This is a genomic window from Blastocatellia bacterium (assembly GCA_035573895.1).
In the GTDB taxonomy this organism is placed as follows: domain Bacteria; phylum Acidobacteriota; class Blastocatellia; order HR10; family HR10; genus DATLZR01.
Map to the genome: position 1 here is coordinate 1 of DATLZR010000169.1, position 18835 is coordinate 18835.

Annotated in this window: 14 protein-coding genes; 6 read left to right on the forward strand and 8 right to left on the reverse strand. The window is 59.6% G+C overall.

What is annotated here, in order from left to right; genetic code table 11:
• From VNM72_14965 to VNM72_14975, 3 genes are all read right to left on the reverse strand, one after another.
• A partial coding sequence (locus VNM72_14965; protein HXF06695.1) for a M28 family peptidase occupies window positions 1-1681 on the reverse strand: 1681 nt, incomplete at its 3' end.
• A gap of 2 nt (window positions 1682-1683) precedes the next feature.
• Window positions 1684-3084, reverse strand: a complete 1401-nt coding sequence (locus VNM72_14970) for an amidohydrolase family protein (protein HXF06696.1) — start codon at window positions 3082-3084, stop codon at window positions 1684-1686.
• The gene (locus VNM72_14975) at window positions 3071-3739 is read right to left on the reverse strand and encodes an MgtC/SapB family protein (GenBank protein ID HXF06697.1); all 669 of its coding nucleotides are present in this window, start codon (window positions 3737-3739) and stop codon (window positions 3071-3073) included. The genes VNM72_14970 and VNM72_14975 overlap by 14 nt, the downstream gene beginning before the upstream one ends.
• Before the next feature lie 171 nt (window positions 3740-3910).
• Between VNM72_14975 and VNM72_14980 the strand changes: the two genes are divergently transcribed.
• Both VNM72_14980 and VNM72_14985 read left to right on the forward strand, forming a co-directional pair.
• Window positions 3911-6103: a M1 family metallopeptidase gene (locus VNM72_14980; GenBank protein ID HXF06698.1), complete on the forward strand. Its 2193-nt coding sequence runs from the start codon at window positions 3911-3913 to the stop codon at window positions 6101-6103.
• A gap of 109 nt (window positions 6104-6212) precedes the next feature.
• Window positions 6213-7169, forward strand: a complete 957-nt coding sequence (locus tag VNM72_14985; GenBank protein HXF06699.1) for a hypothetical protein — start codon at window positions 6213-6215, stop codon at window positions 7167-7169.
• Between the two features lie 126 nt (window positions 7170-7295).
• On the opposite strand, the gene rpoD is transcribed toward VNM72_14985, so the two are convergent.
• The gene (gene rpoD, locus VNM72_14990) at window positions 7296-9020 is read right to left on the reverse strand and encodes an RNA polymerase sigma factor RpoD (GenBank protein HXF06700.1); all 1725 of its coding nucleotides are present in this window, start codon (window positions 9018-9020) and stop codon (window positions 7296-7298) included.
• 246 nt (window positions 9021-9266) lie between these two features.
• Here rpoD and VNM72_14995 point away from each other — a divergent pair, with 246 nt between their 5' ends.
• A complete protein-coding gene (locus tag VNM72_14995; GenBank protein ID HXF06701.1) occupies window positions 9267-9806 on the forward strand; it encodes an AAA family ATPase in 540 nt (179 codons plus the stop codon).
• 167 nt (window positions 9807-9973) lie between these two features.
• Here the strand turns inward: VNM72_14995 and VNM72_15000 are convergent, their stop codons facing one another.
• Window positions 9974-10606, reverse strand: a complete 633-nt coding sequence (locus VNM72_15000) for a ribonuclease HII (GenBank protein HXF06702.1) — start codon at window positions 10604-10606, stop codon at window positions 9974-9976.
• A 219-nt stretch (window positions 10607-10825) separates the two neighbouring features.
• Here VNM72_15000 and VNM72_15005 point away from each other — a divergent pair, with 219 nt between their 5' ends.
• From VNM72_15005 to thiS, 3 genes are all read left to right on the forward strand, one after another.
• The gene (locus tag VNM72_15005) at window positions 10826-12592 is read left to right on the forward strand and encodes a kelch repeat-containing protein (protein ID HXF06703.1); all 1767 of its coding nucleotides are present in this window, start codon (window positions 10826-10828) and stop codon (window positions 12590-12592) included.
• Window positions 12593-12988: 396 nt separating this feature from the next.
• Entirely contained in the window at window positions 12989-14260 is a 1272-nt protein-coding gene (locus tag VNM72_15010; GenBank protein ID HXF06704.1) for a redoxin domain-containing protein, read from the forward strand.
• A gap of 45 nt (window positions 14261-14305) precedes the next feature.
• Window positions 14306-14506, forward strand: coding sequence for a sulfur carrier protein ThiS (gene thiS, locus VNM72_15015; protein ID HXF06705.1), 201 nt, complete (start codon window positions 14306-14308; stop codon window positions 14504-14506).
• An 8-nt stretch (window positions 14507-14514) separates the two neighbouring features.
• Here thiS and VNM72_15020 read toward each other — a convergent pair whose 3' ends face one another.
• From VNM72_15020 to asnB, 3 genes are all read right to left on the reverse strand, one after another.
• Window positions 14515-15612 (reverse strand): glycosyltransferase family 4 protein, encoded by a 1098-nt coding sequence (locus tag VNM72_15020; protein ID HXF06706.1) that lies wholly within the window; start codon window positions 15610-15612, stop codon window positions 14515-14517.
• Window positions 15609-16844 (reverse strand): glycosyltransferase family 39 protein, encoded by a 1236-nt coding sequence (locus tag VNM72_15025; GenBank protein ID HXF06707.1) that lies wholly within the window; start codon window positions 16842-16844, stop codon window positions 15609-15611. Before VNM72_15025 ends, VNM72_15020 begins: the two co-directional genes overlap by 4 nt.
• Before the next feature lie 76 nt (window positions 16845-16920).
• Window positions 16921-18795, reverse strand: coding sequence for an asparagine synthase (glutamine-hydrolyzing) (asnB, locus tag VNM72_15030; GenBank protein HXF06708.1), 1875 nt, complete (start codon window positions 18793-18795; stop codon window positions 16921-16923).
• Window positions 18796-18835: the final 40 nt, after the last annotated feature.

Below are 18835 nucleotides of genomic sequence, written 5' to 3' on the forward strand. Positions count from 1 at the left end.
TCTCGGCTTTCGCTTTGACCTCTGGGGGAATGGGGAAGAAACGCTGCATGGAATCAATCACGGCCCGTTCATACCAGAGGTGGAACCGCGTGAGTCCAGCCGCTTCCTCACGAGTAAGTTCGCTGCGGCGTTTGAGCATGGTTGCCGTGCGTCGGAGGCTGTGCGCCTGCAGGATCGTCAGGATGGTCGGTGCGTCAGTGGCGCTCACGGTGGCGAGAAAATATCCGCTCGTAGCTCCGATGAAAGCTGCTCGCTTCAGTTTGGTCGGATCAATGTTGGCCGGCGAATCAAAATTGGTGTGGATATATCGGTCGGGCCAGTCGTTCAAATAGATCGTCGGGATGCCGATGGACCCGTCGGTGTAGACCTGGTGATCGCTTCCCAGAGTGAATTCAGCCAGTTCCGCCCGCAGCGGTTCTTTTCCTCCTTCCGGGGCATGTAGAGGTAGCGTCGCGGATCCCGTTGAGGCGAACGCTTCGGTCTGCGCGTTGACGAATTCGCCGATGGCTTCGGCGACATCGTTGACAAATGAAGGGAGGCTGGCCGGGCTGCGCGTGATATGGAAGATCGCTTTGGTTTCCGGCCCCCCGCCAACCATATCCATGTGGATGACAGCCTTGATCTGGCGGATCAGTTCAGGGCGGCTATTGACGAGGGCCAGCGTTCCCTCGATTTCCGGCGGCCAGATGAAGCGAAGCGATCGCGCCGGTCGGCCGATCTTTCCCTCGCGAATGAGCTTGGCCAGAGAGCGGGCGACTTCCAGGATAGCGACGCAACCGCTCGCATTGTCGTTAGCTCCCGGACGTTGATGATCGAGATGACAACTGAAGGCGATCTCTTCGCTCCGCCGCGTGGGGTCCGAGCCGGGAATGAGGGCCGTCACGACCTCATAAAATCCCGGACGACGCCCTGCGCGCACGATCGCCCGCAACCGAATCGTTTCCCCACGGCGCAGCCGTTGTTGAAAGGCACGGGCCTGTTTGAGCGAGATCATGAAAGCGAAGGTTTTCGTTGGGGAGAAACTGTCCAGGTGGCCCCAGCGGATGAGGTTTTCGTCTTCGCCCCACCAGGCCGTGCGCTGATTTTGAGCATAGCTGATGATGCCGACGGCACCGTATCGCTCGACGGCGAGGCGAGCGACAGGACCGGGCTGCGCCGCCGCCAGCACGAGTTTCCCGGCGACATCCTTCCCCGCGTAATCGCTTTCGCTCGTCCCCTCGCCGACATCAATGAGGTCCGCGGTGACATCAGCGCTTTCGCTGTCCTGCGCCAGGGTCACCGGCATCGCATCCCAACTCGCCAGCCGCACATGGGGAACCCATCCATCGCCTGCTCGGCGCATTTCCCACAGTTCGGCGAATTCGGCGTCCCATGCGGGACGCGCTTTTTGCGCCCCGTAGAACGTGCGGCCATCGGCGGGAAAGCGTTCGATCTGTACCTCTGACAGTCCATAGGCGCGAAGCTGCTCGGCGATGTACTCGGCCGAGAGGTGAAAACCCTGCGACCCTCTCATTCGGTGATGGCGGGCGAGGAATTCCAGATGACGCTTGGCCGTCTCACCGGAAATTTCCTGGGCCATCGCCGATACGACCGAGGAAGGCAAAAGCGGAGGATTCTCTCCTCCGTGAACGAGACTCCTGACAAGCAGCATCGCCAGAAGAAGAATGCAGAGTCGCTTCATTGTCACTTCCCTCCTGACGCGAGGCGTGTGGAAATTTCCTTGAGCCGGGCGGAGAGGCGATCTTCGTCCATCGTGCGGACTCTGTGTCCATCGTAGAGAACGCGCCCGGCGACGGCGGTGAAAATCACATCCTCTGCCCGGCAGGAGAAGATAATTGCCGTCACCGGATCATAGATGGGCTGGGTGTGCAGGTGAGCCAGCGTGATGACAGTGAAATCGGCTTCTTTGCCCTCCTCAAGCGAACCGATGCGATTATCTAGCGAAAGGGCCCGCGCGCCGCCGAGCGTCGCCATTTGCAGAATGTCGGTTGGAGTGAGCCAGGGAGAAATCCGACTCCGTTCATCACCTATTGCCGCAGCACGATGCAGGAGCACGCAAAAGCGCGCCTCGCCGAGCAAATCGCAGAGATTATTGCTGGCCACGCTGTCGGTGCCCAGTCCAACCGGAATCCGCGCCCGCAGAAAACGAGCGAGCGGTGCGATCCCATGGCCGAGTTTGGCGTTGGATGTCGGGCAATGGGCAATGGACGAGCCGCTCTCGGCGATAAGGCGGACATCTTCCTCATCCGCTCGCACGCAGTGGATGAGGAGCGGACGCGCGTCGAGTATCCCGAGCTGATGAAGATAGGCGATCGGGGAACAGCGCGGTGGCGTCCAGCGGATCAATCGGGTGCGGTAAAGAAGGGCGAAGTCGCCGCGCCCGTGGCGAAGAAACTGGTCCTCGGCTTCAGACTCTGCCACATGAATGCAGATGGGAAGACTTTCCCGGAGGGCCAGCACGCTGACCCGACGGAAGAGTTCTGCCGTCACCGTATAGGGAGCGTGGGGAGAGACGCCCACCAGCACCTCCTCGGTGCGGGCCGGGTGAGCACGGAGTTCAGAAACCCGGCGGGCCAATGCATCAAGACTCGGCTCGGCGTCCCCCGGTCGAAGCGCGATGACCTCCTGAAAGGCGATTCCACGCAGGCCGCTTTCACAAAGAGCGATAAACCCCGATGTGGTGGCACCAACGTCGGCCAGTGTGGTTTGGCCCGAACGGATTGCCTCACAGACGCCAGCGCGGGCGCTATCTATGAGGTCCTCGCTCGACAACTGGTTGCGCGACCGGGTCAGTTTGAGCAGCCAGCGAGAGAACGATCTCTCTTCGAGGAGCCCGCGCATGACCGTCAGCTCCAGGTGGCAGTGGACATTGACCAGTCCCGGAAGTAAAGCGGCGGGACCGAAATCCCGCACCTCGGCCTCCGGATAGCGGGAGCGGAGCGCGCGCTCGCGATCCACACAGACAATCCTGGAGCCGGTGACGGCAATTCCTCCTCGGCGAAAGGGAGGCCGACTGACCGGGAGGATCCAGTCGGCCAGATAGAGCGTCGTCGCGTTTGTCGTGTCGCCATTATTTGCCGGCATTGCCCGGCAACTCTACGCGCAGAGCCCCCGGCAGTGTCAAGAGCAGCGGCACGATCTTCTCGTGTCCCTCCGGCGTCGTTTGAATCGTGAACCGCAGACGAAAGCCGTCCTGGATCGGTTCGGCGGAAATGGTCTCTACGGCGAACTTCTGCTCACGAGCGAGTCGGCCGAGTTCGGTGAGAACTCCCTGGACATCAGTCGTTGTGATGGTGAAGAAGAATGGTTGCTGGTTCTTCGGGAGGACGGCTTTCTCCAGTTTTCCCAGAACGAGAAGCGAGACGATGACGATGAGCGTCGCGGCCGCTGCCGGGACATAGTACCCTCCGCCGACGGCCAGACCGATGGCAGCGATGACGAAGATCGTGGCTCCCGTTGTGACTCCGACGACTGAACCACGACTGTGCACGATGACGCCTGCCCCGAGGAAACCGATCCCGGCGACGACCTGTGCGGCGATCCGACCGGGATCCCCGCTGTGGGTCCCGCTGCCGGCCACGAGTTGAGAGACGATCATGAAGAGCGCCGATCCCGAACAAATCAACATGTTCGTCCTCAAGCCGGCAGGTTTGTGACTCAGCTCTCGCTCCAGCCCGATGAGACCGCCCAGGAAAGCGGCGGCCATGAGTCGAATGAGACTTTCAATCCACAAGTCCATAGTCTCTCATCCTCACCCTGTCGTCGGAGGGGATGGGGCTCCGCCAACGGTATCGCCGCGGGCGGAGTCCTCCTCTCCTTATTCTGCACCCCTGTCCGCCAGTGTAGCTAAGAGGCCCCGAAATGTGTAGACTATCGCCGTCCTTTCAGGGCCAGCGAAAAGGGAGAACGTATGAGGCGAAATTGCGCTGGAATTATTGGCGTGCTGCTTGCCGCCAGTGGATGGCTGGGAAACTCGCCCCCACAGATCGAAAGCCCGCATCCGCTTCTCCCGGGCGTGTCCGTTACTGAAGCGTCACGACCACCGGCGAGCGCCGCTCCCCAAGAACCCATTGTGGCGTATCGAATCGAGGCGACGCTTGATGTTGACCGCAAGGCCGTCGCGGGCAAGGAACTTCTGCGCTGGAAAAACGATTCACCGGATGATGTCCGGGAACTTCAGTTTCATCTCTATCTCAATGCCTTCAAAAATAGCGAGACGACCTTCATGCGTGAGTCGCGGAACACGGTGCGGTTGGAGCGATTCGATTTCACCCACTGGGGCTACACCGACGTGCGATCGTTCCGGATCGTGGGAGGGGAAGACCTGACGTCTCGCATCGAATACATCCAGCCGGACGATGGCAACTCCGCCGATCAAACGGTCATGCGTGTGACATTGCCCGAACCGGTTCGTGCGGGCCAGGCGATTACGTTGGAGATCGAATTCCTTTCCCAGCTCCCCCGACTCACGACACGGAGCGGATTCTTCCGCGACTTTTTTTTCGTGGCGCAATGGTTCCCCAAGATCGGTGTCTATGAGAAGGCGGGGACGCGCGGGCGCCTGACCGGAGGGTGGAACTGCCATCAGTACCACGCCGCCAGTGAATTCTACGCGAACTTCGGCACCTATGACGTGAGTCTCCGCGTGCCCAAAGGCTATATCGTGGGAGCCACCGGAGGCGTTCCCCGCGAAACGTCGGACAACGGGGACGGGACGATCACCTATAGGTTCGTTCAAGAAAACGTGCACGATTTCGCCTGGACGGCGAGCCCGCGATTTCTTCGCGTGGAGCGGGATTTCATCGCCCGAAAGGAAGTAAGCGAAGCGGAAATGGCCGAGATGATGCGGCTCTTTGGCCTCCCGCGTGAGGAGATTGAGCTTGGCGATGTCAAGGTCATCCTACTCATTCAGCCTGATCATGCTCATCAGATCGAGCGCCATTTTCGCGCCGCGTTTCAGGCCATCAAATATTTCGGCCTCTGGTATGGTCGCTATCCCTACTCGACATTAACCGTTGTTGATCCGCCGCGCGGGGGAGAACCTGCCGGGGGAATGGAATATCCGACACTGATTACGGCCGGGACCCGGTGGTGGGCCCCGCGTCGCGTGCTTCAACCCGAAGGCGTGATCGTTCACGAATTCGGCCATCAGTACTGGTATGGAATGGTCGCCAACAATGAGTTCGAGGAGGCCTGGCTCGACGAGGGAATCAATTCCTATTCGACGGGCAAAGTGCTGGAGAAGGCCTACGGACCGAACTATCTCCACGAGCGGTTCTTCGGCATCCCTGTGCCGGGGATGACGTGGTTACAGGTGTCGCTGCCGCCCATCCCCTTTGTCGGTGTGGAGCGCGTGCCGCTGGGAAGCTATCTCACCGATATTGCCCAATACTCGTGGCAGCGCAGCTGGAGCCAGTATATCGAGCGGCCCTCGGACGACGACATGAAACGAGCTGCCTGGGAGTATTACGATCTTGCCAGTTATCGTGTGAATTCCTATCAGAAACCGGAACTGTTGTTGCGCACCCTGGAAGGGTACCTGGGGGAAGAGGTCATGGCCCGCGTCCTGCGGAACTACCACCAACGGTTTCGCTTCCGCCATCCGACGACGGAAGATTTTATCGAGACGGTGAGGGAGGTCACGGGTCAGGATCTTCGCTGGTTTTTCTCTCAGGTCGTCTATGGGTCGGGTGTTCTCGATTATGCCGTCGCTGAAGTCCGCAGTGAGCCAGTCACTCCCCCACAGGGGGTCGGTCCACCTTCTCCTCCTCAGCCTCCTGGAGGGAGGCTCTTTGAGTCCACAGTAACGATTCGGCGACTGGGCACGGTCACATTCCCCGTGGAGGTTGAAGTCGTCTTCGATTCCGGCGAGCGTCGTCGTGAACACTGGGACGGACAGGGACGATGGTATCGCTTGCACTATCTTCGCGCAGCCCGCGTCGTTTCTGCAACGGTGGATCCGGATCGCCGCGTCTTTCTCGATGTCAACAGGACCAATAATAGCCGACGACTGATTCCCAATCGGAGAGCGACCTACCGATGGGCCGGGAAATGGCTTCTCTGGCTTCAAAACCTGTTGCATCAGGTGAGCCTGTTCGGCTGATCAATTTCGATTGCGCGCGATAGCTTTCAAGTAGCGCAGCCTTTCCAGGCGGCCAAAGAAAGCGCAGGCTAGAAGGCCCGCGCCACAAATTCGGAGGTAAAGCGAAACAATGAGTGTTCCATCTGGCGAAGCCGCCATTCCCCATAGACGGGGTAGGCTCTTTTTCGCTTCTCTGAGGAAAGGATTGGCTCGCGCGCGAGCTAATCTCTGGCTCGTCATCCTGCTCTGGGGAGTCAATCTTATCGTTGCCGGTGTGTTGACGGTTCCCGTCTACCGGATCCTCGACGACTCGTTGAGCTTTTCGCTCGAAAGCGATCGGTCGCTCGGCTCGCCTGACATTGAGTGGCTCGCGGAATTTCTTTCCTATCAGCGAGGGTTCCTGTCGAGTTTAAGTGGGAGCGTGGCCTGGACCCTTGTGCTCTATCTTTTGCTGACGACATTGCTTTCGGCGGGGATGGTGGAAGTGTTGCTTCCGTCGGCGAGGTTTTCCTTTCGCCGGTTCCTGGAGGGTATTGCTCGGCATGGTCCCCGGTTCATGCAGTTGTTCGTTGTGTCGCTCGCCGTGTACTCGGCAATTTTCTTTCTGTTCCACCGCGTGATGACGCGGGGCTGGTGGTTCATCGGGGGTCTGGATCGCCTGACAGAAGACTGGATGTCGGAGGGGGCCATCTTTGCCGTCTACTTGACGAAGAACCTTGTCCTGGTGGTCGTGCTGCTTTTCGCCGTCATGGTTTTTGATTACGCCCGGATCCGGATCGTCACAGAGCCTTCCCGACGGGTGCTCAGTGCGGCATGGGATGCCGCTCGTTTTGTTCGACGCAATCTTGCTGCGACGCTCGGTGTGTTTTATGGGTTTGGAGCCCTCAATGTTCTGGTCATCGGTATTTATCTGGTGGTTGAAAGGTGGTTGCCCTCGACCCTCATGGTGCTCGTTGCAGCAGGGCTCATCTGGGGGCAACTGCTGATGATCGCTCGAATATGGTTGCGGGTGGCACTCATGGCTGGAGAGATAGCGCTCTACTACGAAGCCTCGGGACTGCCGCCCTCGCCTGAGGATCACTCATGATGCTTCCGTCAAAGGGGCGTGGGTTTTTCGGGCATTTAGAGTTTCCCGCTCAGACGGGCGGCTCTTTGAGATTTCACGTCGAGAAGCGTCGGCTCGACAGTAACCACCCCAACTTGACCTGTGCCCTCAAGCGTTCACCCGACCGTCAATGAACGAGCGGAGGGCCTGGCTGCGCGTGGGATGACGGAGCTTCTTTATAGCTTTGGCCTCAATCTGGCGAATCCGTTCGCGGGTCACTTTCAACCGGCGACCGATTTCCTCCAGCGTATATTCCTGGTCGTAGGGAGGCAACCCGAACCGCATTTTAAGGATTAGAGCCTCGCGCTCGGTCAGTAACCGGAGGGCTTCTTCTGTCACGTGGCGGCAGTTACTGGCAAGAACGGCATCAAGCGGGCTAGCGAGAGACTTGTCTTCGATGAAATTCCCCAGATGCGAACCTTCGTCGTCTCCGATCGGGGTTTCCAGCGAGATCGGATCCTGGGCGATTTTGAGGATCTGGCGGACCTTGGAGACCGACAGATTCAATCGCTCGGCCAGCTCATCATGAGTTGGCTCGCGCCCCAGTTCCTGAGCCAGCAGACGCGATGTCTTCATTACCCGCTGGATAGTCTCGACCATGTGAACCGGAATGCGAATGGTTCGCGCCTGATCGGCAATGGCTCGCGTGATCGCCTGGCGAATCCACCAGGTGGCATAGGTCGAGAACTTATAGCCGCGCCGCCAATCAAATTTCTCCACCGCCCGCATGAGGCCGAGATTGCCCTCCTGGACGAGATCGAGGAAGTGTAGCCCGCGATGGATATGTCGCTTGGCGATGGAGATGACCAGTCGAAGATTGGCTTCGATCATCCTCTGGCGACCTTCGCTGGCTTCCCGATCTCCGCGTTGGATCATCTGCCACAGGCGTTTCAGTTCAGGCGCAGAGACCCCGTGCTTTTGTTCGAGACGGGCGAGACCGGCGCGGGCAGCTCTGAGCTGGCGGGTCAGACGATTTCGGTCGCGGCGTCCGCGAGTCCGGGCGCGCTCGGCCCGCAGGTGCTCGATCACGTGCTCGGCCTGTTCGACCTCCTGGACGGCAGAGCGAACGAGCCCGATAAGTTCATCGAGAAGGCGAGGCGTAAACTCAACGTCAGTCATCCATTCGCCCGGAGCCCTGCGCTGGCATCGCACCGCTCGTGAAAGTTGGACGCGGACTCGAGCGAGCGCCCACCAGTGACGGCGATTTCCTCGGACTGACCACCGACGGGAACGTTGTTGAAGCTGTGCCAGTTTGTTGCTCAGTCGTTCAATTTCCGCGAGCCTGTCGAGGAATCCGGTAACATCCGCCGTGGCCATCCCTTCGTCCGTCTCCGCGCAGTCGTTTGGCTCAGGACCGACGAGGATGTCACGGATGCTCATCTCGCCTCGAATGAGCCGGTCCCGCATGGACAGAAGATGGGCAATCACACCGGGAAACCGCGAGAGCGCCTTCAGCACCTGACGCCGACCCCGCTGAATCTGGCGCGCATATCGCACCTCCCCTTCTCGCGTGAGCAGGGGGATGACACTCATTTCTCTCAGGTAAAGACGGATCGAGTCAATGCTGCGATCATCCTCGGCGTCCGGGTCCGCATCGGGCTCTTCACGCCCATCCTCCGGTTTCATTTCCACTGCCCACAAAAAGTCAGTCTGGGCGTGCTCTTCCTCGTCATCCCGACGCGGTGTCTGTCGTAATCCCAGAACTTCCCTGATGGCTTCCTCGGATTCATCCGAGAGAGGGAAGGGGACCTCGCTCTCTCCCTCGTTCGCCTCGACGGTGGAAATACTCACTTCTTTGAGCAGGGTATCGAGGTCTTTGCGTTTCCGTCCCATGAGTTACCTCACCGCATTCGAGTCCAAACCTATGGCTCAGATAGTCCACGAGCGAGACGCACGAGGTTGGCCAGCGAGGACGTCGCGTTGAAATCCTGGAAAATTGTGAGGGCGTATTATAGTGCGGCTGCGAATAAAACGCAACCGCTCTATCCGCGCGGCGGCCACCTGTGGCACAATGAGGGGCCAGCAGGAGCCGGGCACACTCCGGTCGCGTCGAAGAGTTTTCGTGGAGGGAAGCAGATAATGAAATTGGCGATTATTGGGACTCACGGATGCGGCAAGACGGCGCTGGCTTTCTCTCTCTGCACGGAACTGCAGAAGCGCGGTCATCGTGTGGAGCTGGTCGTCGAGATGGCCCGTCGGAGCCCTTTTCCTATCAACGAGGCCACATCCGAGGCCAGTCAATTGTGGATCCTTCATCGCCACATCGCGGCGGAACTGGAAGCGGCCAGCCGCGCCGATGCCATTGTCTGCGACCGCTCGGTCCTGGACAACTATGCCTACTACTGTCACAAGTTCGGACGCCGGTCTTACCTTGACGCCCTCATCGAAAACTGGATTCCCACCTACACGCTGCTGGTGAAGGTTCCCATCGTGGATGAATGGCTCATTGATGATGGCGTGCGCTCGACCGACCGGCGGTTTCAAGCCGAGATTGATCGGCTGGTCGAGACGCTCCTTGACGATCTCGTGCGCGACCGAACGTCCATCCTGCGCTTGAGCTATCCCTTCAGCGTGCATCAGGTGCTTGACAGGCTAATGGCCAACCGGCACCTCCCGTGAGCGTCACCACCGATGCGCCGGGATAAAGGCGAAGATTCACCGCCTCGCCGACTGACCATGCTCAGGTGGCGTAATCCGTATTCGTCTCCGTTTGGAGCTTTAGGTCTTCAGGATGACTCCTGTGGGGGGACACATGGTAGCCCACATGCGGGGTCACATCCTCGCAGTCATAACGGGAAAAGGTTCGTTTGAGTTCCCCGGAAGGTCAGGCGGTGAATCGGCGAGGGACCGAGTTTCTGCAAGGCCTGGAGATGCTCCTTCGTCCCGTAGCCGGCGTTCCGAGCAAACCCATAGCCAGGATGAAGGCGGTCATATTCGACCATGAGACGATCACGCCATGCCTTGGCCACGATGGAGGCTGCGGCGATTGAGACCGACAGGGAATCACCATGAACAATTGCCCGCTGAGGGATCGGCAGATTCGGTAGAGTGAGCGCATCCACCAGGACGAAATCGGGCGCCGGTTGAAGTCCCGCGAGGGCCTGGAGCATTGCACGTTTGGTGGCCTCAAGGATATTGATTCGATCAATTTCCCCGGCTTCGACGGCAGCCACTGAAACAGCTCTGGCCGAGAGACGAATTGCTTCGGCGAGTTGGCTCCGGCGAGCCGGTCGTAATTTCTTGGAGTCATCAATCCCATCAGGGATGTTCGAGAGATCGAGAATCACGGCTGCGGCCACAACTGGGCCGGCCAGTGCCCCACGTCCGACTTCGTCCACGCCCGCGATGAAACGATATCCCCGGCGGCTCAACTGCTGTTCCAGCACTGCGGTGCAGCGAGTGATTCGGTCCCCCTTCATGACGGGCCCCAATTATAGTCCCCAGGGTTCGGGAAAGACCATTGTCCGAATCCGGCCTGGAGGATAAAGGCACGGACAGAGAGCCCGGTTCGTCCCTCACTCCCTTCGCTCATAAGTGGGCGATCTACCCCCATCGGCACGCCAATAATTTCGTGCAACACTTTCACCCCGTCGTTCAGTCGAACTATCGGAACGCAGCATGGCAGAGGGGAAAACAATATGAGAGTAGGGCGTCAGAAAATCATCGCGGGCCTCCTGATCGGAGCGATGGCTCCTTGCGCGATAGCTGAATCATCGCTCCAGGCGCGGATACTACCGAGCGTGACGATTTCGCCGAGCATCTTCCCGGCAGCTCAGGGGTCGCAGGCGCTGGTATGTCTCTCGGGGCGAAGCGATGCGACGACATCGGTGCTGATTCCGGGCGATACCTTCGTTGTGACGCTGGCCGGGGCCCGAGTGATGCTTGGCGGGAATGTGCACCGGATAACGACGGATTCTCCGAGGTTCACTTCAGGTCAATTCCTGGCTACAGTGGATGCCAGCCAGAACAGTCTGGAACTTCGGTATCTTGGATCGCCCGCCCCTTTAACCTCGCGTGACATTATTTGCGCCGAGATCACGCTGGTGACAACAGCGGATATAGGACCGGTCCCCGTTCTCTTTTCTGTCCCGAATGATCCGCTGCGCTATGGGCCGAGCGAAAATGTTGTGCGATTTCTGACGGTGGTGGATTTTCCCACCGGGCCTCCCGGGCCTCCCGGCCCCCCAGGACCAGCCGGTCCTCCGGGACCGCCTGGTCCTCCGGGGCCCCCTGGTCCTGAACGGGCCACGACCCAAGCCGATACATCAGGACTACCGCCGGGGGCAATCATTCTCGGACGACCGGGTGACGCGGTGATTGCCGCTGCGGGATACAGCGAAATCGGCAGATCATCTATTGAAGCCTGGTTCCCCACGAGCATGACCAACGTGCCAAGTGCCCGAAGCGGTCACACGGCTGTGTGGACGGGGTCGGAGATGATCATCTGGGGCGGGAGCACTCTGATCATCGGCGGATTCACCAATACCGGGGCGAAGTACAATCCTACTACCGATACTTGGACGCCAACAAGCACTACCGGAGCGCCCAGCGCGAGAACGAATCACACGGCTGTATGGACGGGATCGGAGATGATCATCTGGGGCGGAACATCGCTCCTCAGCCCGCTAAACGATGGGGGACGTTATGATCCCACAACCAATACGTGGAGACCGGTGACCAGGACCGGAGCCCCTGCAGCGCGTAGCGGACACACGGCCGTGTGGACCGGTACGGAAATGATCGTCTGGGGCGGAAGTACAAGCAGCGGTTTGACCAATACGGGCGCACGCTACAATCCCGCCACCGATACCTGGACGCCAATGAGTACGGCCAATGCACCGTCGCCCCGCAGCTCACATACAGCCATCTGGACGGGTAAGGAGATGATCGTCTGGGGAGGATTCGTCGGCGGCAGCAGCCGGACAAATACCGGGGCTCGCTACGATCCCCAAACCGATACCTGGAAGCCCATTAGTACTACGAACGCACCATCGGCGCGCAGCAACCACACGGCCATCTGGACGGGATCCGTCATGGTGGTGTGGGGAGGCATCAACAACCTTGATTTCTACGGCAACGGCGGCCGTTATGATCCGACCAAAGACACCTGGACGGCCGTCAGCACCGCCAATGCTCCCGATGAGCGCAGCAGCCACACGGCCGTGTGGACGGGAAAAGAGATGATTATCTGGGGAGGGAACAATTTCAACGGAGCACAACGCTCAGGTGCTCGCTATGACCCGGAAACCAACGCCTGGTCCTCGTTCACGAGTTCGAATTCACCAACAGCACGCACCGGCCACACGGCCGTGTGGACAGGGGCAGAGATGATCATCTGGGGCGGTGTGGGCCCTCTCAATACAGGAGGCCGTCTCGGATTCCTTTCCTTCTACCGGAAGAACTGAAGACGACAGAGGTACGGCGAGGAAAAACGGATCTTTTCGTGAGAATGCCGATGTCGCTGAGGCCACGCGTTTGACCGCACGACCAACGGCATGGATGCGACCTTCCTCCTCCTTGGTCACAGGGCCGGAAGAGAGCGAGCACGTTTCGCTCTCTTCCGGATTTTTGTTTGTCCGCGACAGCCCTCGATCAGATATTTCGGTCAATCGCTCGTTGACGAACCCTCTTCCTCACGCTTGAGTGATGGAACTGCTCGGTCGCTCCTGGAATAGCTCACCCTTACTTTGGATAACAGCGGCTGTGGTGGATGGCGCGGCACCTCTCCCTCGGGGGTGCAGCCACTGGTTTCTTTGTCGGGGATGGCGTGCTACACTTTGGTCGCACAAGGAGGTGGGGTAATGAGGCGAGAGGGTGTGAGTTGCGCTACCGTGCTATTGATCCTGGCCGTGACGGCCGGAGCACAGGCCGGCCCGCAGACGGGGGGTTCGTCACAACGCCCGGCCGAACGCCCTGCAGTTGAGTATGTTCAGGAAGTCACGCAACTGTTGCGCGAGGCCAATCGCGCGGATCTCTCCGAACAGGAGACCAAAGCGGCGCGTGCCCGAGCCCAGCAGCAAGCCCTTCAGTATGCCTCCGTTGTGAAGGCGCGACAGCCCCGCGGCCTGGAGAAGTTCTATCTCGGTTATCTTTACGCCCTGGCTGATCGGGCCGATGAAGCTCTCATGTTATTCCGCGACGTCGTCGCCGATGACTCGGTAGTTCCGGAAGAGCGCGAGCGCGTGCGTCTGAATGTGATCGAAAAGCTGTGTCAGGCCGGACGGCTGAAGGACGCTGAACTGGAGGCCGCGGCAATCTCCGATCGCGCCTTCAATGCCGAGGAGGTTCGCGCCGGAGCGTACCATCTGCTGGCCATTGCTGCAACGACCGCCGGTCAGGTGGACGCCGCTGTGGCCTATGAGGAGAGATCGCTGGAAGCCGCTCGGAAAAGCGGCATCATTCCGCTGATTTCCCGGTCGGCCTGGGCGCTCGCTCAATTGTACGTGGCCGTCGGTCGCATCCCGGATGCCGCCCGGATGCTCAGCGAAGTAAAAGCCGAGTTCGAGCGTCAATCGGTCGTCGGTGGGGATGCAGCCCAGACGCTGCAAAAATCGGCGAGCTATATCAAGAGCGCTCTGGCGCAACTGGAGATGCTGGGAAAACCGGCTCCCGAGATCGTCACCGTCAAGTGGCTGGAGGAAGAACCGACCACCCTCGCGCGCCTCAAAGGGAAGGTCGTTGCCCTCGAATTCTGGGCCGCCTGGTGCCCGGATTGTCGGGGTATGATCCCTCATCTCCGCGAATGGGCTGCCAGGTACCAGAAAGATGGCTTGAAAATTCTCACCGTGACCCGGTACTACGGATTCAACGGACGCGAGGTCGGACGGGCAACCCGGGAGGAGGAGGAAACGTTCCTCATCCACTTCAAGCGGCTTCGGCAGCTTCCCTACGGGACGGCGATTGACGATGGTCAGCGGAGCTTCGACCTGTACAGTGTGACCTGGGTGCCCACGATTGCCATCATTGATCGGGCGGGGCGCGTACGGTTCGTCTTCACCTGGCACGAGAATCCCGCACTCTGCGAGATGATGATCAAGAAAATTCTTGCCGAGCCCGCCCCATCCAACAGTTGAGCTGCCGGTGCCGGCAGGTCGCGTCGGTCACGTGCGACTGTGCTTATGCGTGTGATTCTCAACGGGATCGAACGAGAAATTCCCGATGGGATGACGATCTCCGAGTTGCTGAACTACCTCGATCTCGCTCCCGAACGCCTCGCTGTCGAGCGGAATTATCAGATCGTTCGCCGCGCCGATTGGGAGCACGTCAGAATCGAGGAGGGAGATCGGGTGGAGATCGTTCACTTCGTGGGCGGCGGCTGAGGCAGTCATCAGGCCATCCTTTTCCGATCAACGACATCTGCGATCACATCGCGGAGAATCTCCGCCTGTGCCGTCAGTGAAAACCGCGTCACTGCTCGCTCCCGGGCAGCCCTCCCCATCCGCCGTCGAAGTTTCGGGTCTTCGAGCAACCGGTGCAATCGGTCGTACCACTCCTCGGGCGTTCGAACGAGAAATCCGGTGACGCCGTCTTCGATGATCTCAGTAACCGCTCCCACGGCAGAAGCAACGGTGGGAATCCCAACGGCCATATACTGAACGGCTTTGAAGCCGGATTTCCCCACTGACCACTTATCGGCGAGAATCGGATAGAGTCCGATATCGAGCGAGCGAAAATCCTCCACCTCGCGCTCCAGCCGCCAGGGTTCGTTGACGACTTCCACAGTGGATAACCGAACCGTTTCCGATCCCCCCACGATCTTCAGGCGGAACCGATGTGTCCGTCCCACTTCTTCGAGAACGGGCAGAATCGCTTTGATGAAAGGGAACGTGGAGTGGCTCCCGATCCATCCGACGATGGGCACATCAGATGATTCCTCTTTGGGTTTGAAAACGTCGGTATCAACCACCGTGGGGAGGATCGTCACAGGTTTGCCCCGCTCGCTCACGTAGTGGGCGATATAACGATTTCCGGCGATGACGGCGTCGGCCCAGCGGATGAGCGAATCTGTTTTGCGAAACCATTTGAGGGGGGTCACGAGCGATCCGTATGTCGGGCTGACATAGGAGACAAACGTGGCATCATCGAGATCGAGGATGAGCGGCTTGTGCCAGAGGCGCGCCAGGACCCATTCCACAAGTGGTGGGCCGAAGAGCGCAGCTTCGCGCTGAAGAAAAATCCCATCGGCCCGTCGCGCGCGCCACAGAAGCGGCACCCGGCGCAGCATCGCTGCCACAAGCCCCAGGCTTTTTCTCACGGTCTGGCCCCTGACGTAGAGAATGCGAAAAGTCTCTGGAGAAAGAAATGGACTCAGGTCTACGTCAATTCCAAACTCTCGAAGAAGTGGCCGGTATTGTTCGATCCGATAGCGGGTCGCCGCTGCCTCAACGGGATACGACGTGAGGGCGAGGATTCGGATCCTCCTCATACGGGTTCGGCCGATTGAGGCCTGCGCGGGGGGTTGGACTCCGGGGGCTGCCGCATCCGTTTCCGTCTCCTGTCGAGCCAGCCCGCCGAGATGAAGATGAAGAAGAAGACGATAATCTGGGCTCGTTGCCGATACGCAGTTCCCACGTTCCCCTGAAAGAGCGAGTAAATGATAGTCAGGCCTCCGGTGAAGAGCAAAATGACGGCGCTCTCCGCAATCTTCCGGCGCACGGCCAGCAAGAGTCCGCGCACGAGTGAGGGGATCAGGGCCCACCAGACGACCATCTCCGGCATCGTGATGGCCGAACGCAAACTGGTGATTGCCCAGGGAAAGGGAGCGAGCATCAGGTAGAGAAATCCGATGGGCAGAAAGCGGAGCGCTCCGCCAACGGTCGAGACATCAGCTTCGCGGGCAAATCCCGATTGCGCAAACGTCGCCAATTTGATGCGCGAGAGGTGAATCTGCTGAAGCACGTGGTCAACAGTGAGCGATTCCAGTTCGCGATCGAGCACGCCCACACTGTTGATGATGAGGGTGAGCAGAAAGACGATGAGCGATTGGGTCGTCAGCCCCACAATCGGTCCCCGCTTGCTCCCGATGAATGAGATCACCGCCGATACTGCCACAATGTAGAAGACGTAATTGCGGAGCGGGTGAAGGGGCAAAAGCGCAGCAAAAAACAGGAGCACGTAGATGAGCGAGAAACGGTGGTGAAGCTGAAGGACGGCATAGATGCACAGGAGGATGCACAAGATCACGAGAGGATCCTTGAGCAGTTGAGCCGACCAGAGGACCAGCGACGGGAAGCACGCCGTCAACCAGGCGGCCATTCGCGCCACCGGGCGATCAAAGACCAGCAGGGCAATGCGATAGACCAGGAGCGCATGAAATGCTCCGACGAAGCAGTTGATCATGACAACGAGCAGAGGAACCGGACCGAGAACGTAATAGATGGCTGCGACGAAATAAAAGTAGCCCGGCTGGCTCGCCGGCCAGACGGCGAAGGCCGACTCTCCACGCCAGTATCGAGCAATGCTTGCCCCAATGAGGTGATAGGTTGCCGCATCGCCACCAAAGAAGTCCTCCAGATCAAAAAGGGCAATCACAAGGGCGACCAGAATCCGCAGCGTCAGGCCGACGAAGAAAATTCGTCGAAGGAGCAGGCGTTCCTCGCCGTCGAGTGTGCGCTCTCTGATCACCAGGTTCGACGCGGCGTGGAGTCGCTCATTCATCCGGATTTTCCTTCCTCAAGGTCTTCGGCGGTGCTTTGCTTCCATCCTCGGCGGGCATCTCGCTTTTGGTCTCGGCTTAATCCACGCACTGCTGGAACCAGAGTTCCAGCATGAGGAGCGTCCACAGCAGGTGCGCGTGATCGCGTCGCCCTGCGAGATGCTCGTCAATCAGGGATTTCACGACCGTCGGCTTGAATAATCGCCGACCTCTCGCTCGATCCGAAAGAAGCGTTTCTTCGAGCAGCGGGCGCAGGGATCCCCGGAACCAATGGGCCAGGGGTACACCAAATCCCTGTTTGCGCCGACGGAGCGTGGCCTCCGGCAAGAGTCCCTTTACTGCCTGCTTCAGGATGTACTTGGACGTGGCTCCCCGCCGCTTGTAGTGTGCCGGGAGGCGTGCGGCGAATTCGAGCAAAAGGTGATCAACAAAAGGGGCGCGCGCTTCCAGACCGTGAGCCATGCTGGCGATGTCTACTTTGACGAGCAGATCGTTGGGGAGATAGGTCATGGTATCGGTCAGCAGCAGGGCATCAGTCAGCGAGAGGCCCGGCGTTTCGACCAGCCAGGGGGCGAGAACGCTCTCCGGCGATGTGGACGTAGTGAGGTGGGCGAACTCGTCGGTGTACAGCTCGCGGTGCAGCTCGGTGTCGAGGGCCGATACCCAACTCCGATACCGACGCGCCGGCGGAAGCGGCGCGGCCAGCGCGAACCGCTCGAGCCGACGCAGCAACCGATGGGTCCAGGGCAGGGGCAACCGATGCATCTCGCGGGCCAGGCGCCGGGCGGGAACCGAGATGATTGCCGGAAGACGTTCGGCCACCTCCATCGCCCAGTAGCGATCATACCCGGCAAACATCTCATCTCCACCATCCCCGGTCAGCGCCACCGTCACGTGCTCCCGGGTGAGTCGGCTGAGATAATAGGTGGGAATCGCTGAGGGATCGGCATACGGCTCACCGTAGTGCCGGACGAGAATCGGTACGACCTCGGCTGCTTCGGGCGTCACGATGAATTCGTGGTGATCCGTACCGAAATGGTGGGCAATCCGCCGCGCGTGCTCCAGCTCCGTGAAGTCCTCATGGTCAAATCCGATGGAGAAAGTCTTGACCGGCTGCGATGAATGCTGGCTCATGAAGCCGACGACAGTGGAAGAATCAATGCCGCCGCTCAGGAAAGCTCCCAGCGGAACGTCACTGATCATCCGCAGGCGAACCGTCTCCCTGAGCAACTCGCGCAAACGCTCCACCGCCTCGTCCTCGCTCAGTCGGAGCTTGGGGACGAAATCGAGCTTCCAGTACCGGGTGATGCGAATCTCTCCCTGACGCCAGATGAGCCGGTGTCCCGGCTCCAGCTTGCGGATCTCTCGAAACGCCGTCCGGGGCGCCGGCACATAGGTGAAGACGAGATAGTGATGGATGGCCTCCCAGTCAATGTCCGAACGAATCTCAGGATGCTCACGCAGCGCCTGGATTTCTGAGGAAAAAACGAGACCCCCATTGGGCGTCGCGTAGACGAGCGGTTTTTCTCCCACCCGGTCCCGGGCAAGAAGCAGTTGTCGCTCCCTTCCATCCCACAGGGCGAAGGCGAACATTCCACGGAGGAGCGAGGGACACTCTTCCCCGTATTCCTCGTAAGCATGAACGATCACTTCCGTATCACTGGCGGTGTAGAAGCGATGACCGCGATCGGTCAGGTGTCGTCGCAGCTCACGGTAGTTGTAAATTTCGCCGTTCAAAACGACCCAGATGCTTCCGTCTTCGTTGTGAATCGGCTGATGGCCCGTTTGCAGGTCAATGATGCTCAGTCGGCGGACGCCCAGGCCCACGCCCGCGTCGAAAAAGTACCCTTCTTCGTCTGGGCCGCGATGTCGAAGCCGGTCACACATTCGGCGAAGGAGGGCTTCATCAACGGGAGCACCGCATGGATTGAGAATTCCTGCGATTCCACACATCAGTTGTTCTGAATGGTGCCAGAAGTAAGCGTGAGTGTTC